The organism is Pseudomonas sp. GL_135 (assembly GCF_057834665.1).
Genome location: NZ_CM174408.1, coordinates 3,361,553 through 3,375,749, shown reverse-complemented (window position 1 = coordinate 3,375,749; position 14,197 = coordinate 3,361,553). Strand labels below are relative to the sequence as shown.

Below are 14,197 nucleotides of genomic sequence, written 5' to 3'. Positions count from 1 at the left end.
CATGACGAGAAAGAGCGGCCATTATTACCAAAAGTTGCGCCCCTAGTTGCAAGCTGGAACGGCAGATCAGCTCTGACCCGATACTCGGTCACGATCTCCTTGTGGACGCCTTCAGCCATTCGAGTCGCAGGAACGTACTCAGAAAGTTCGGGTGCAACTCTTCCGGGTATCCCTATTTTTTTCGGGTTTAACGGGTATTGCACATAATTGATGCTGGGCTGTCCGTCACGCCCAAAACGCCCGGCCCGAGCCATTTCATGACGGATAGCCGGAGCGCAACTGCCGATGACGCTATCACCAAACGCATCTGAATTAGTGATGACCCGAACTCGAGCCAAGTTCTCAGTTTGAGAGGGTTCGTTGTAGGGGACTGAAGGTATTCCAGAGCAGCCGGAAAGTGCCCCAGCTATAAAACTTGCGAAAATGACCAGCCGCATGCCCATGTCCTTATGTTTTCCGAACTCTAAAAAAAACCCGACGAGATGGTCGGGTTGTATGTCGTTGGTCGCTGCGTATCACCGCACGCAAGATCGACATGTTGGGGCCAAATTACGGCCAACCGGCCATCATGGTCAAGCGGCATCGATGAATATTTGTTCGGCGTCGAAGACGTGGATCGCATGAATGACTGCCGACTCTTCCAGCTGTTCAAGGCGCTTGTGGATGCCGCCTCTACAATTGCGGCGGGTACGCTCCGGGGTGTTTATTTCGTAGAACTCGGCGGGCAGCACGATCATGTCCGTGGAGCGCTTGCCAGATCTTTGTAGATGCGTTGGAAGTGGTCGGCGTCCGCGTCGTATCAATCCTCGCGATAATTGGCGAGACAAATTCCGCCGCGACATACCCGCCAGATCACTCGCTTGGGTTGGGCCTCGGCGGCGGTTATCTTTTCGCTCATCAGCTCGACAGCGCGACGCATCTGGTCGAGGGTGAGCGGCTCAATCCACTGCGGCGTGCTGACATGAGTAGCGTGGCCGTAGCCTCCGTTTATTTCGAGCATGGAATTCCTCGCCCGCCGTATGCAGGCTCGCTTCAACGTGGAGGGGTGGACGGCGGCGGTGACAATGCACTACCGTCAGAAACGTAATTGAATTCGGTGGGTTGCGATGTTCGTGCTGCTGGGGGTTGCGCTATGGGCGATGGCTCTCTACTTGCTGTCCCTTGACCTGGAGGGTTCAGCGGCAGCCCTGTTCCTTTTCGGCCTGGCCATGATTTGGCCAAGCATTTTCTACGGTCGCGCCGGTAATTCCCGCTTCGTAAGCTGGTACGAGTCTTTGAAAATAATTTTGAGGGGCTGGCTCTGAGGACCGGTGCGCCAGGGTCTCTACCTGGCCGTACACCGGCAGGCATGTGGATAGATGGGAAGGGGTGGCTGAGCCTGGACGGCATGGTAGATTCCAGAGCATCAAATCTATGGATGGAGTCGACCAGTGTTTCTTTTGAGAAAGCGCGATATTCAAATCGCGAAGTGGTTCTTAGTTGCTGTCTTTATCGCCGACCTTACGGCTGCGTTATTTTGGGACCCGTCGAAGATGCCGGGTATCGCAATGAAGGCCGCATTTGTGTTTGTGCTTCTCGGTGGTGCAAAGATTGCGAACCGGCGCAGAGGCGAAGGGGACTGAGCCTCTGCCCACCGGGTCCGCAAATGCCCTTGTCCGTTTGAACTCGACGACCCAGACCCATGGGGACGCATCCCACGCGCCAGCGCCGTTGATTGATTCCCACCGCCCAGCGAATCAACAGCTTAGAAAATCGTCAATCATGGGGTGCCAGGGGTCGAGTGTTCGAATCACTCCATCCTGACCATATTCAGTTAAAAGGGAATCAGCCACTTAGCGGCTCGATTCCCTTCTTCATTTTCAACCTGCGCAAAAGCCGCGCAGCGCTGTCCTGAAACTGCGCTATCACGAAGTCGTTGAAGCCCTATTACTACAACATTCCAGCGTACATGGTCGAATCCCTGACCAAACTTCTCAACTCACCGCCATACTCGCCCTCAAATGACGGCCAATGGCTACCGCCCGTCCGGCCTTCGTGGCGTTTCGCAATGAAGCGTCAATTACGGGGTCAGAGTTATCCCTTCGTAACGAGCAAAGATATGCTTGCCTCAGATATGATCGCCGAAGATAGCGGGCGCCTGCTGGATGAGCTCAACCGAGCCACGGCAGAGCTGATGTCCATGGACAGTGCCGCTTTCGGGCGTGAGCAATGGCAGCTGGCGCATCGTCGTCAGCAAGCTGCATTTGCCGCGTGGCTGCTGTACATCAGAAAAGACCCTGTATTTCAGCACCGGTCAAACAGCATGCCGACAAACCGCTCATCAATCACCCGGCACTAATTCCCCTCAACCCACCTCTGTCCTATAAGCGCAGATTTCCTGCGTCTCGTATTGGAGATGATCATGGGTATCGAAGACAACGGGCCAGAGAACGCGTATCCAGGCCCTGCCGAGCCGGGTAGCGAAGAAGAGGTCTATCCCGACGCAAGCGCGGACTCGGCTGAAGGCATCGACAATGAAGAGGACGCAGCCATCGCCGCCCGCAACAAAGGGCTGGATGAGGTGGAGCTCCCTGACAATCCTGCCGTCGATGAGGATGAAGAGCCCTCTCCTGGCAACAGCTAGCGCCTGGCGTCACACCAAACCCCACCCCGTGTGGGGTTTTTTCTGCAACATGGCAAATGTGTAACATAAATGAGCCACTCGTCGGAACGCGCGCACTATCAACGAGTTGGCTACTCCATTCAGTAGCCAAAAAAAACGGATCGATTATGCGACCTCAGACTTTCGATATTCCTAACGCCCTCGACCTGATCAGCGAGCTGGATCAGGCTACCGAGCAAATGATGTCTATCCCTGTTGAGCACGTCGGAGGAACGCAGTGGGAAGAGGCGTTTGTCAGGCAGCAGAGCGCCTTCAGAAAGTGGCGCGACTATTTGTACTGCAAGGCTGATGAACGTCCCGCTGTCCGGCTGATGAATATCGCCTGACGCGCGCCTTTCTGGTGGGCGATCCTGCTCGCTCTTAGCTGCGCAGCTCGGGCGACTCTCTACCGACGCCCGGCAATACGCTCCACCGCAGCCAGCACCTTGGGCCGCTGTGTTTGCCATTCGGTTTTGGTGATGCCCAACAGCACCACGCCGACGCGTTTGCCGTCGCGAATGATGTTTTCACGTCGAACCCCCTCGATCACAAAACCGAATTTCTGATGCATCTTGATCACGGCCGGATTGATCTCCAGCACTTCGCAGTTGAGTTTCTCCAGCGCTGCGGCGCCGAACGCATGGTCGAGCATCCATAACTCCACCTGGCTGCCAAGGCCTTTGCCCTGCAGCGTGGTGTCGAGATAGAAGGCCCAATCTGCTGTGCGGTGGGTGGTGTTGATGGCGCTCAACGAGACAACGCCCGCCGCCACGCCCTCAATCAGCACGACGAACACTTGCTGGCGAGAACTGGCACGAAGCCCTTCTAGCCAGTTTAGATGCTCGGCCTCGCTGATCTCATGGTCGGTGTACATGAACTTACGCACGTCGGGTTGATTGCGCAGTTGCCGGACGTGGGCTTGCTGGTCAACGGGCAGCTCAAGGATCGGCACGATGTTCATGGAGTCTCTTTTTAAACAGATCATAAGGCTATTGAGTCCCGCCCCATGCCGGTCGGCGAGCGATGCTCATCACGCCAGGCGTTGCGAAAGGCGGTTTTTTAAAAGTCACTGGAACGAATCGATTCGCGCTTCAGTCAACCTTTCTCACACCCAGGAGGCAGAATTATTATGGCAAGCGATATCACTGAACAACTTCGTGAAGATCTTTATCAGAAAACCCGTTCCGAGCTGAACACTTTTCTCGATGAGACCAATGCCTTGCTGGCGGCAGGGGATGCCTTGAACGAGGATCGCACCACCCAGGCCCATGAGCGGCTCAAGGATTTCCTTGCCCGTGGCACCACTGCGGTGAGCGAAATCGAAATGGACGCCCAACCCGCGCTGACCCGAGCGGTGGGCAATGCCAAATCCTACGTGACGACCCATCCATGGGCCGCCGTCGGTGTGGCTGCGGGACTGGGCCTGGTGGCCAGCCTGCTGCTCAAACGCAACAGGGATTGAGGAGGCCATCGTGGTTCGCCGTCGATTTCCGGTGGATCCGTTAAGTCCGACCAGCGGCCGGCTGGCGTTCGTCGGCCTCTGCACGCCCGTCATTTACCCTCGTTACCGGCTGGTACTGTTCATGGCGGGTACCGTAGCGGACGATGGATTCGGCACCGCCTTGGCGCCGGCCAATGTCTTGCGCAAGCATAAATGGGGGATACGCATGAATGTCGACGAAGACACTGTTCGTCAGTTGGCCCAGTTGATCTGGGAGACCGAAGGCAAGCCGGAAGGGCAGGAATCCCGTCACTGGGAAATGGCCACGCGCCTGGCGGAGTCCGCCGCCATGGCCCCGGTCCGCACTTCCAGCAAGCATAAGGTCGATACCTTGTTCCCGTCGCCCGACGAGTCAGGCCCCGACGCATGAGAGGTCCAAAGCGCGCCCGGGCGCAGTGTCAGGGCGACGCTTGGATCAACGTCACAATCGGGCACCAGCGCTCAGCATCAAACTGACCCGGTCGGTTGCCTGACAACGCGGCGCTCGGCGTGCCGCGCATCCATCAGTGCCCAATACCACATTCCCAACCCGCCAAGGGTCAGCGCCGCTGCCGCATAGCCCGTGGCCGGCAGACCGTAGCCCGCCGCAATCACCAAACCACCCACCAGTGGCCCGATGGCGTTGGCCACGTTGAATGCGCTTTGCACCAGTGCGCCCGCCAGGGATTGCGCGTGGGGGGCAACGTCCATCAGGCGGGTTTGCAGAATCGCTGCCAGGCCCACACCGCACCCGATGAAAAACACCAGCGGAATGAGCAGCCACAGGTTACCGGTGGCCGACGGATAGAGCGCCAGCACCAGCGCGGTGAAGCCCAGCGAGACGCCCGCGGCGAGCATGGTTACGCGGTCGGCGGCCCATCCGCAGATCAGGTTGCCCACCGTCGTGCCCACGCCGAACACGGCCATCACCACCGGGATCATGAAATCGGAAGCGTGGGTGACCTCGATCAGCGTGGCCGCCAGATAGGTGTACACGCAGAAGATCCCGCCGAAGCCGATGCCGGCGATGCCCAGGGTCAACCAGACTTGCCGCGAGCGCAGGGCGTTGAGTTCGCGCAACGGGCTGGCGTCAGCTTCGGCAGGTGACGCGGGCGCGAGGCAGCGGATCAGTACCGCCGTGATCGCGGCGAGTCCGGCGACGATGGCCAAACCCCAGCGCCAGCCGAGGGTCTGGCCGATCCAAGTGGCGAACGGCACGCCGATGATAGTGGCGATGGTCAGCCCCAGGAACACGCGGGAGACCGCCTGGGCGCGACGGTTCTTCGGCACCAGCGAAGCGGCCAGCAGCATGGCGACGCCGAAATACGCGCCATGGGGAAAGCCGCTGAGAAAGCGGAAGAACACCAGCCATGGCAGCGAAGGCGCAATGGCACTCAGCGCGTTGGCGATTCCGATGAAGGCGGCGAGCGCTACCAGCAAGGCTCGACGGGGCAGGCGCACGCCCAGGACCATGATCACCGGCGAACCGATGACCACGCCCAGCGCGTAGGCGCTGATGGCATGTCCGGCGAGGGGCTGGGTCACCTGGAAGTCATTGGCGATAAAAGGCAGCAACGTCATTGACGCAAATTCGGAGGTGCCGATGGCAAACGCGCCCATGGCAAGGGCGAACAGCAGCCAGCCCATATTGAAGGCCGGGGGAGTGTAGGAGGTAGTCATGGGAGATCGAGGAGGGTTTCCGGGAAGAAGCATGCTGTGATGCCTGAAACCGATTTCAGTTCAACCCGTGACACACGCCGGCTGATGCGGGTGGCGCATCAGTCGGCGGTTCAGCTTGGTCAGTCCTTTGGTTTGGCGTCGGGCAGGGCGGCGCCCTTGGGCCACAGCATCCAGATCTGGCCTTGCTGCTTCATGTTGCCCGCCAGCTCGCCAGCCGCATCGCCGGTGCCCCAGAACATGTCAGCGCGGACTTCGCCGGCGATGGCGCCGCCGGTGTCCTGCGCCGCGACCGGGCGCACCAGCGGCGTGCCGTCGGGGCGGGTCGACGACAGCCACAACAAGCTGCCGAGGGGGATGACCTTGCGATCAATCGCCACGCTGTAGCCAGCGGTCAGCGGCACATTCAGCGAGCCGCGCGGCCCTTCGGTGCTGTCCGGGCGCAGGGTGAAGAACACGTAACTCGGGTTGCTGCCCAGCAGTTCATTCACGCGTTCGGGGTGCGCGATCGCCCAGTCGCGGATGCGGCCCATCGACACTTCGTCCTTGGTCAATTGCCCTTGCTCCACCAGCCAGCGGCCGATCGGCTTGTAGGGGTAGCCGTTTTGATCGGCGTAGGCGATGCGCAACTGACGGCCATTCTCCAGCTGAACCCGACCCGAACCCTGGATTTGCAGGAACTGCAGGTCGATGGGGTTTTCCAGCCAGGCCAGCACGGGGGCATTGGCGCCCTTGTTGCCGATGGTTGCGGCATCGTCGTAGGGACGCAGCACGCGGCCGTCAAGCCGCCCGCGCAGGCGCTTGCCCTTGAGTTCGGGATAGATGCTGTCGAGGTTGACGATGATCAGGTCATCGGGCACGCCGTACACCGCCACCGGGTGTGCGTCGTTGCGTTGCTCGGTGCCTTTGTAGATCGGTTCGTAATAGCCGGTGATCAGCCCGTTGGCGCCGTGCTCGGAGGAGCGCAGGCTGTAGACCTGCAGTTGATTCTTGAGAAAGTCGCGCACGGCAGCCGGGTTCTGCGGCACCTGGGCGGCGAGGGCGCAGGTGCCGCCCCAGACCGCGTCCTTGGCCAGACGCTTGCACGCCGAGAACCAGCTGTTGTAGCCGGCCATCAGGTCGGTGTCGTTCACCGCCGGCAGTTTGTCCCACTCGACGCTGACGTAGGTCGTCGCTTCGGAAGGCTTGGTCTTTGGCGCGCCGCCGTCGCAGGCAGCGAGCAGAGCGATCAATGGAGCGAGGCAGAATACGAAACGGCGCCAGTGCAGGCTTGTGGTCATCACGCGGGGTGTTTCCTGAAAATCATGCGAAGGCGGCTAGCTTGGTGAAAGCCGAGGGCTGCGTCAAATGGATGAGGGAATGATTTGCATGAAAGCTCACGTGACGGCGCAAGCGCCTTGAATGTGCGGTGGATTTGCGCGCGAATGCTTTATCTCAACCCCCGATATTCGGTGTGTGTACCGACCCTTAGGTGGACATATTCACTTCACCCTGTGCGTCGCACCTCATCCGCCCTTGATCGGCTTTGAAGGTTTTTAAAAAAAGACTAACCACTTCGCGCCCTTATTCGTCTTTCAGATAAGGCGCGCTTACCTGCGCCGTTCCAACACCATGAGGGTTTACACATGAGCTTCGACAGCGAAAGCACACAGTTCCGGGTCGTCATCAACCACGAAGAACAGTACTCCATCTGGCCCGACTACAAAGCCATCCCGGACGGCTGGAAAAGCGTCGGCGTCGAAGGCGACAAACAGACCTGCCTCAACCACATCGAAAGCGTCTGGACCGACATGCGTCCCCTCAGCCTGCGCAAGGCGATGGCCTGAATCCAACCCTTCAGCCACATCAGGAGCGTACCGCCCATGAACATGCGCATGCTCACCCCCGAACGCCTGCGCCTCGAAGCCGGCTTTCCCCTGCGCGTCCAGCCCGGCCAGGCCGGGGTTTCCCTGGCCGTGGAAATCGACGCCCTGCGCAGCATCGTCAACCAATCCCTGGAGCGCGACGGCGCCATCCTCTTCAGCGGATTCACCCCTGAAGGGGTCGAAGGCTTCCAGCGATTTGCCGCCGCCTTCGGCCACCCGTTGCTCAACTACGAATTCGGCTCCACCCCGCGCAGCCAGGTCGATGGCAAAGGCGTCTACACCTCCACCGAATACCCGGCCCACCGCTCGATCCCCCTGCACAACGAACAGGCCTACACCACCGAATGGCCCATGCGCATCTTCTTCTACTGCGCCAAAGCCGCTGTTAGCGGAGGCGAAACGCCGATTGCCGACAGCCGCCGCGTGTTCCAGCGCATCAGTCCGGCCCTGCGCAAACGCTTCGAAGAGAAGCGGCTTATGTACGTGCGCAACTACGGCAACGGCCTCGACTTGACCTGGCAACAGGTCTTCAACACCGACCGCCACAGCGACGTCGAGGATTACTGCCGCCCTCGGGGCATCCAGTGCGACTGGAACGAGGACGGCGACCTGCGCACCCGGCAGTTGGTGCAAGGCGTCGCTCAGCATCCGCGCACCAAAGACTGGGTCTGGTTCAATCAGGCACACCTGTTTCACCTGTCGAACCTGGATGAAGAGATGCAGGAAATCCTCCTCGACACCGTCGGTGAAGAAGGCCTGCCGCGCAACGTCTACTACGGCGACGGCAGCCCGCTGGAGGCCGACGCGCTGGCGGAAATTCGCGGCGTGCTGAGCGAATGCGAAGTGGTCTTCCCGTGGCAGACCGGTGATGTGCTGATGCTCGACAACATGCTCACGGCGCACTCGCGCAAGCCGTTCAGCGGCGAACGAAAAGTCGTGGTCGCCATGGCTGAAGGCGTCAGCGGCAACACCCTGCACACCCTTTCCTGAGTCCGATATTCATGCAGAAAACCAAGCTTGTTTACGTCTGGTCGTTGCGTAACGCAGCGGCGGACAAGGCCGGTCAATACGTCGATTACCACGGCGAACAGCGTTACATGACCTCGCCGCTGGAGTACCTGGTCAAGGCGCTCAATGAGACTGCCCTCGGCGATCACTTCTCCCTGGAAGCAATCATCTACGACGAGAACCCCGAGTCGGCACGCGATCGCGAGAGCATCAAGGATTACGGTTTCGCGCCAGGGCAGGGCGCCCACTGGTTCTACCCGCCGGGCCTGACGGTTCAAGGACGCAAGGTCGATGACCTGCTTGAAAACGTGCCGTCGAGCTACCGCGCCTTGCCCCTGGACCACAGCGCACGGCCGGCCGGCAAGTCGGATTTCGAACGACGTCTGGGCGAGCGGCTGCACGCGTTGGGCGCCGACATCGTGGTGCTCGACGGGCTGCTGGTGATCCTCGATGAACTGGTGCGTGAAGGCGCTGATTTCCATCGCCGCATCTTCAACGTGCACCCGGGCATCACGCGTCTGGAATCGCCTTACGAGCGGCGCGGCGCCTATGCCACCCTCGACGCGCTGTACGGCGCCCGGGGCAAGAAAGTGGTCGACTGGATCACCCGGGAGATGGTCGACATTCCGGTGGTGAACATGACTGGCGCGTCCTTCCATTACGTCGACACCGGCATCGATTCCGGTGAAGTGGTGTTCGACGTGCTCGATACGCCCATTGCGGCGGACGACACCATCCTCGAACTGCGTTGGAACAACTTCAACAACAGCCTGTTTCCGGCGCTGGAGCAGGGGTTGTGGGTGCTGGCGCGGCAGCGGTCCCATTGATCGTATGCGGGTGAACAGGTCGCCAGCGCAGCGAGTCGCCCCATGATTCCTGCGCTGGCGCCTTTGTTCATTGCCGATTTCCAGCACTATCGCGACGTCCTGGTGCTGACCGACGATCCCCGCGCCGGCGTGCCGTTGCGTACGATTCTGACCGGCGACGGTTTAAGCGACGTGCTCACGCGCTTCGGCAGCGCCTATCCGCCCAGCGACCCTCGAGGGCTGGCGTCGCTGTGGAGCAAGCACTATTTCATCAAGCTGATTCCTCCGGTGGTGGCGGCGTCGCTGATCCTCAACCGCCGCCTGCCACTGCACCTCGATCATCTGCAATTGATCCTTGATGACAATGGCCTGCCTGCGGCCTTCAAGCTGCCTCACTCGGGTCAGCAGTGGCTGCCCGCTCCAGTCGATCCCTTCGAGCGTTTTGATGATTTGCTGGAGCAACACCTCAGGCCCTTTATCGACGCCATCGCCCGCCATGTGCACCTGTCCCCGAAAGTGCTGTGGAGCAATGCCGGCAACTATTTCGAATGGCTGTTGGGCGTGCTCGCCAACGCAATGCCTCACGCCGATGTGCGTCACGGTCACCAGCTGTTGAACGCCCGACACCTGTCGGACGGACGTCGTAATCCGCTCTATCAACCGGTGCGCTACATCAACCTCGACGGCCAAGACAAACCAAAGCGCGAACGCCGCGTGTGCTGCATCCGTTATCGCGTCGACGGCCTCGACTACTGCTCCAACTGCCCGCTCTCCTGACTGACTGCGAACCCAATGTAGGACCGGCTTCAGCCGGGAAAACGCCAATGGTCACACCGCGAAAATGAGGGTGCTGCCACTGGCCTCTTCCCGGCTAAAGCCGGTCCTACTAAGGTTTCGCGTGCAGCCAGTGGGACCGGGTGGAGCCGCGATTTCTGATCGTTCCCACGCTCCGCGTGGGAACGCCGGGTCGGGCGCTCTGCGGCCCTGGGACGACGCACATTTCGGCCTTTGCGCAAGGCGACGCGGAGCGTCACGAGATGCGTGCCCACGCAGAGCGTGGGAACGATCATTAATAGCTGGATGCCCGATTTGTGGGACCGGCTTCAGCCGGGAAAGCATCGGTCGCCACACCGCAAAAGCCCGATCACGCCTCCCGTCCGCGTAACCCGCTGCGGCCATAAAACGCCACCACCACAAAACACCCCAGCGGCAGCAGGTACGCCAGCGACGTGGAGAAGTGATCCGCCACCAGGCCCATGAAATACGGCATCAGCGCGCCGCCGACGATGGCCATGATCAGGAACGAGCTGCCGCGTTTGGTGTGCGGGCCGAGGTTTTTCACGCCCATGGCGAAGATCGTCGGGAACATGATCGACATGAAGAAGAACACCGCGACCAGCGCCACCACCGACACGCTTTGCACGCCGCTGACCACCACCGCACACAGCGCAACGTTGATCCAGGCGTAGACCATCAACAACCGCTGTGCCGGGATGCGGCCCATCAGCCAGGTGCTGAAAAAACGCCCGCACATGAAGCAGATCATCGCCACCGACAGCAGATACGCGGCGTTCTGGCTGGTCATGCTGGCCCAATGCTCTGTGACGTAGTTGATGAAGAACGCGCCCACGCCGACTTGCGCCGCCACGTAGAAAAACTGCGTGACCACGCCGCCGACGAATTCTCTGTGCTGCCAGAGGGTCTTGTTGTCGTGGCGTTGAATGCTCGATTCCTGCTCGCGCAGATCGGGCATCGGCGTGCGGGCGAACAGCGCCGCCACCAGCAAAACGATCACTGCGATGACCACGTAGGTGGTTTGCAGCGAGCTGTTGTCACTGCCGGCGTTGCTGCCGCCGAAGAACAGCGCGCCCCCCAGCAGCGGCCCAACGAACTGGCCGAGGCCGTTAAACGACTGCGCCAGATTGAGCCGACGCTCCGCGCCTTTCGCATCGCCCAGGACCGTCGCGTAGGGATTGGCCGCCGTCTCCAGGCAGCCCAACCCTAAGGCGATGACGAACAGCGCAAACAGGAAAAACGGGAAGCTCGCCGCATTGGCCGCCGGCATGAACAGCAACGCACCGGCCGCATACAGGCACAGGCCCAACAGGATCCCGGCCTTGTAGCCGAAGCGGTCCATCAAGAAGCCGGCGGGCAGGGCGATGATGAAATACGCGCCGAAGTACGCGGCTTGCAACAACCCGGACTGGGCCTTGCTGACGTGCAGCGTTTCCTGAAAATGCTTGTTCAGCACATCCAGCAGCCCGTACGACAGGCCCCAGAGGAAAAACAGGCTGGTCACCAGCATCAATGCCACCCGCACCGACGGCTCAGCGTGTCGGTACACCGTGGTCTGGACTTTGCTTTGTTTGGTCAACATAACGCTCTCCTTTTTTGTTGTTGTTCAAGCGTGCAGCGTGATGAAGCAGATGTTCGGTCGCGCAGGGATCGAAGCCTTGCACTCGTACCTGTGGGAGTGAGCTTGCTCACGAAGACGGCGTTTCAGGCGGTGAAGATGTAGGAGGTGTTTCGGCCCCTTCGCGAGCAAGCTCGCTCCCACAATTGAAGGGCTTCAAGGCGGCTGATCCGACAGGCTGAAAATCTGCGCCATGGGCTGCCACTTATTCCCCGGATCCGTCCACGGCGTCGGTCTCTGAAACCGCCACATCAACGCCTCCCATTCCTGCACCTTGGGGTTGGCCGCCGACGCCTGGTCCATCGCGTCGGCGCTAAAGCCCGGGGCGGTGTCCATGACCATGAACAGCCGCGTGCCCAGTCGCCAGATCTGCATGTCCAGCACGCCCTGACTGCGCAGGTGTTCGGCAATCTCCGGCCAGATGCGCCGGTGCAGTTGCTCATACTCGGCAATCAACGCCTCGTCATCGGCAAGGTCCAGGGCCAGACAGAACCGCTGCGCGGCCATGCCGGTACTCATGTCAGCGCGCTCATGTCAGTGCCCGATCCAGATGCGTGTAGCCGCCGTCGACCACCAGCCACTGCCCGGTGGTGTGGGACGCGCGCGGGGACAGCAGAAACAGCACGCTGTCGGCGATCTCCGTCGGTGTGGTCATGCGCTGGCCGAGGGGGATCTTTCCGACGATCTTCGCCAGCTTCGCCTCAGGGTCGTCGAAACTGGCAATCCAGCGCTCGTACAGCGGCGTCATGACCTCGGCCGGGATCACTGCATTCACGCGCACGCCATCACTCAGCAGCGACGCCGCCCACTCCCGGGTCAGCGACAGTTGCGCGCCTTTCGACGCGGTGTAACCGCTGGTACCGCCCTGGCCGGTGAGGGCGGTTTTCGAGCCGATGTTGACGATGGCGCCCTGGCTGGCCTTCAGCGCGTCAACGCACACATGCGCCATGACGTAGTAGTGAATGAGGTTCTTCTCCAGGGACTCGATGAACGCGCTGCGACCGGCGTCCAGCCCAACGTTGTCGTTGACCCCGGCGTTATTCACCAGCCCGTCGATGCGCCCGAAACGCTCCAGCACATGGCTCACCGCCGCCGTACATTCGGCCTCGTCACGGAGCTCGACCTGCACGAACAGGGTTTGCGGCTGGCGTCTGTCCAGCTCGGCGGCCAATTTGGCAGGCAGCGGCTGATTGGCGAAGATCACCGGGATCGCGCCTTCTTCGGCCAGCCCCAGCGAGATGGCCGCGCCAATCCCCGAGCCGCCGCCGGTGACGATGATGATTTTGTCTTGCAGGTGCAGATTCATGGGCAGTTTCCTTGCAGGCCATAGAGGCGAATGGCGGTGCCGCCGCGCAGCGCGTTTTGCTCATCGACGGCGAGCGTGCTGATGGCGGATTCAAACAGCTGGTGAACGTCGCTGTAGCTGCCGGCGACCTGACAGACCGGCCAGTCGGAACCGAACATCAGTCGCTGCGGCCCGAACAATTCCAGCGCCAGATAGAAATACGGCAGCAGTTCCACCGGTCGCCAGCGCTGCCAGTCGGCTTCGGTAATCAGCCCGGAGAGTTTGCAGGCGACATGGGGCAGGGCCGCGAGGGGGGCGAGGCGATCGGCCCAGGCGATGGGGTCTTCTTGGGACAGGTCCGGTTTACCGAGGTGATCAAGGATCAGGTGATGCTGGTCGTGGCGTTGGCAGAAGTCAGTGGCGGCGTGCAGGTCTTTGTCTTTTATCAGCACGTCGTACGTCAGGCCGAGGGTTTGCAACTGACGCATGCCACGGGCAAAGGCCGGGTCCTGGAGGAACAGCGACGGCGCGGGTTCGTCCTGAATCAAGTGGCGAATGCCAACCAGTTTGGCCGCGTCGGTCCAGCGTGCCAGCTGGGCGTCGAGATCATGCGCCCGCAGATCCGCCCAGCCGACCACGCCTAGAATCCATGGGTGATTGGCGGCATGGCTCAGCAGAACGTCGGTTTCATCCAGGCTGTGCCGCGCCTGGACCGCGATGCAGCCGTCGATACTGTGCTGATCGAGCAGAGGCTTCAGATCGTCCGGCAGAAAGTCCCGTTGCAACACGCCATGGCGCTGGTCAATCCACGGGTAGTCCTGCGGGGTGTAAGTCCAGAAATGCTGATGGGCATCCACCCGCAAGGGCGGTGCCGGAACGCTTGAGTGTCGGGACGACATTGTTGTTGTACTCCGTCCGTTTCATGACCTGGCGCAATCTCTGCGGCGCGTGCATTTGTAGGAGCCGGCTTGCTGGCGGACTCGATGTGTCAGGCGAGTCAGCAGCGTCTGGACGGACGCATT

Annotated in this window: 20 protein-coding genes; 11 read left to right on the top strand and 9 right to left on the bottom strand. The window is 60.9% G+C overall.

Annotation, left to right across the window (positions count from 1 at the left end; translation table 11 throughout):
* Window positions 1-572 precede the first annotated feature (572 nt).
* Both AC3ISG_RS14925 and AC3ISG_RS14920 read right to left on the bottom strand, forming a co-directional pair.
* Entirely contained in the window at window positions 573-737 is a 165-nt protein-coding gene (locus tag AC3ISG_RS14925; protein ID WP_489297324.1) for a hypothetical protein, read from the bottom strand.
* Window positions 738-799: 62 nt separating this feature from the next.
* Entirely contained in the window at window positions 800-1,000 is a 201-nt protein-coding gene (locus AC3ISG_RS14920; protein ID WP_122624222.1) for a hypothetical protein, read from the bottom strand.
* Window positions 1,001-1,106: 106 nt separating this feature from the next.
* On the opposite strand from AC3ISG_RS14920, the gene AC3ISG_RS14915 reads away from it, so the two are divergent.
* From AC3ISG_RS14915 to AC3ISG_RS14895, 5 genes are all read left to right on the top strand, one after another.
* The gene (locus tag AC3ISG_RS14915; protein WP_272628752.1) at window positions 1,107-1,304 is read left to right on the top strand and encodes a hypothetical protein; all 198 of its coding nucleotides are present in this window, start codon (window positions 1,107-1,109) and stop codon (window positions 1,302-1,304) included.
* A gap of 126 nt (window positions 1,305-1,430) precedes the next feature.
* Window positions 1,431-1,622 (top strand): hypothetical protein, encoded by a 192-nt coding sequence (locus AC3ISG_RS14910; RefSeq protein ID WP_122538269.1) that lies wholly within the window; start codon window positions 1,431-1,433, stop codon window positions 1,620-1,622.
* A gap of 425 nt (window positions 1,623-2,047) precedes the next feature.
* Entirely contained in the window at window positions 2,048-2,338 is a 291-nt protein-coding gene (locus tag AC3ISG_RS14905) for a hypothetical protein (protein WP_489297323.1), read from the top strand.
* Window positions 2,339-2,401: 63 nt separating this feature from the next.
* A complete protein-coding gene (locus tag AC3ISG_RS14900; RefSeq protein WP_489297322.1) occupies window positions 2,402-2,623 on the top strand; it encodes a hypothetical protein in 222 nt (73 codons plus the stop codon).
* A gap of 146 nt (window positions 2,624-2,769) precedes the next feature.
* Window positions 2,770-2,988: a hypothetical protein gene (locus AC3ISG_RS14895; protein ID WP_122538275.1), complete on the top strand. Its 219-nt coding sequence runs from the start codon at window positions 2,770-2,772 to the stop codon at window positions 2,986-2,988.
* A 59-nt stretch (window positions 2,989-3,047) separates the two neighbouring features.
* On the opposite strand, the gene pseH is transcribed toward AC3ISG_RS14895, so the two are convergent.
* A complete protein-coding gene (gene pseH, locus AC3ISG_RS14890) occupies window positions 3,048-3,602 on the bottom strand; it encodes a UDP-4-amino-4,6-dideoxy-N-acetyl-beta-L-altrosamine N-acetyltransferase (protein ID WP_489297321.1) in 555 nt (184 codons plus the stop codon).
* 168 nt (window positions 3,603-3,770) lie between these two features.
* On the opposite strand from pseH, the gene AC3ISG_RS14885 reads away from it, so the two are divergent.
* Window positions 3,771-4,103 (top strand): glycine zipper domain-containing protein, encoded by a 333-nt coding sequence (locus AC3ISG_RS14885; RefSeq protein WP_122538278.1) that lies wholly within the window; start codon window positions 3,771-3,773, stop codon window positions 4,101-4,103.
* Window positions 4,104-4,113: 10 nt separating this feature from the next.
* Entirely contained in the window at window positions 4,114-4,512 is a 399-nt protein-coding gene (locus AC3ISG_RS14880; protein WP_489297320.1) for a DUF2934 domain-containing protein, read from the top strand.
* A 77-nt stretch (window positions 4,513-4,589) separates the two neighbouring features.
* Here the strand turns inward: AC3ISG_RS14880 and AC3ISG_RS14875 are convergent, their stop codons facing one another.
* The gene (locus tag AC3ISG_RS14875; protein ID WP_489297319.1) at window positions 4,590-5,801 is read right to left on the bottom strand and encodes an MFS transporter; all 1,212 of its coding nucleotides are present in this window, start codon (window positions 5,799-5,801) and stop codon (window positions 4,590-4,592) included.
* A gap of 119 nt (window positions 5,802-5,920) precedes the next feature.
* The gene (gene mltA, locus AC3ISG_RS14870) at window positions 5,921-7,078 is read right to left on the bottom strand and encodes a murein transglycosylase A (RefSeq protein ID WP_489299545.1); all 1,158 of its coding nucleotides are present in this window, start codon (window positions 7,076-7,078) and stop codon (window positions 5,921-5,923) included.
* Window positions 7,079-7,423: 345 nt separating this feature from the next.
* On the opposite strand from mltA, the gene AC3ISG_RS14865 reads away from it, so the two are divergent.
* The 4 genes from AC3ISG_RS14865 to fhuF are packed head-to-tail and all read left to right on the top strand — an operon-like array spanning window position 7,424 to window position 10,254.
* Window positions 7,424-7,624, top strand: coding sequence for an MbtH family protein (locus tag AC3ISG_RS14865; protein ID WP_122538284.1), 201 nt, complete (start codon window positions 7,424-7,426; stop codon window positions 7,622-7,624).
* 36 nt (window positions 7,625-7,660) lie between these two features.
* Window positions 7,661-8,653, top strand: a complete 993-nt coding sequence (locus AC3ISG_RS14860) for a TauD/TfdA family dioxygenase (RefSeq protein ID WP_489297318.1) — start codon at window positions 7,661-7,663, stop codon at window positions 8,651-8,653.
* Window positions 8,654-8,664: 11 nt separating this feature from the next.
* Window positions 8,665-9,498: a formyl transferase gene (locus AC3ISG_RS14855; RefSeq protein ID WP_489297317.1), complete on the top strand. Its 834-nt coding sequence runs from the start codon at window positions 8,665-8,667 to the stop codon at window positions 9,496-9,498.
* Window positions 9,499-9,540: 42 nt separating this feature from the next.
* Window positions 9,541-10,254 (top strand): siderophore-iron reductase FhuF, encoded by a 714-nt coding sequence (fhuF, locus tag AC3ISG_RS14850; protein WP_489297316.1) that lies wholly within the window; start codon window positions 9,541-9,543, stop codon window positions 10,252-10,254.
* Window positions 10,255-10,621: 367 nt separating this feature from the next.
* Here fhuF and AC3ISG_RS14845 read toward each other — a convergent pair whose 3' ends face one another.
* From AC3ISG_RS14845 to AC3ISG_RS14830, 4 genes are all read right to left on the bottom strand, one after another.
* Complete coding sequence (locus tag AC3ISG_RS14845) at window positions 10,622-11,854, bottom strand: sugar MFS transporter (RefSeq protein WP_489297315.1); 1,233 nt, start codon at window positions 11,852-11,854, stop codon at window positions 10,622-10,624.
* Between the two features lie 192 nt (window positions 11,855-12,046).
* Entirely contained in the window at window positions 12,047-12,397 is a 351-nt protein-coding gene (locus AC3ISG_RS14840) for an L-rhamnose mutarotase (protein WP_489299544.1), read from the bottom strand.
* Window positions 12,398-12,419: 22 nt separating this feature from the next.
* Window positions 12,420-13,196 carry an L-fucose dehydrogenase gene (locus AC3ISG_RS14835; protein WP_489297314.1) on the bottom strand — a complete coding sequence of 259 codons (777 nt, stop codon included), beginning with the start codon at window positions 13,194-13,196 and terminating at the stop codon, window positions 12,420-12,422.
* A complete protein-coding gene (locus tag AC3ISG_RS14830; protein ID WP_489297313.1) occupies window positions 13,193-14,074 on the bottom strand; it encodes an amidohydrolase family protein in 882 nt (293 codons plus the stop codon). The genes AC3ISG_RS14835 and AC3ISG_RS14830 overlap by 4 nt, the downstream gene beginning before the upstream one ends.
* Window positions 14,075-14,197: the final 123 nt, after the last annotated feature.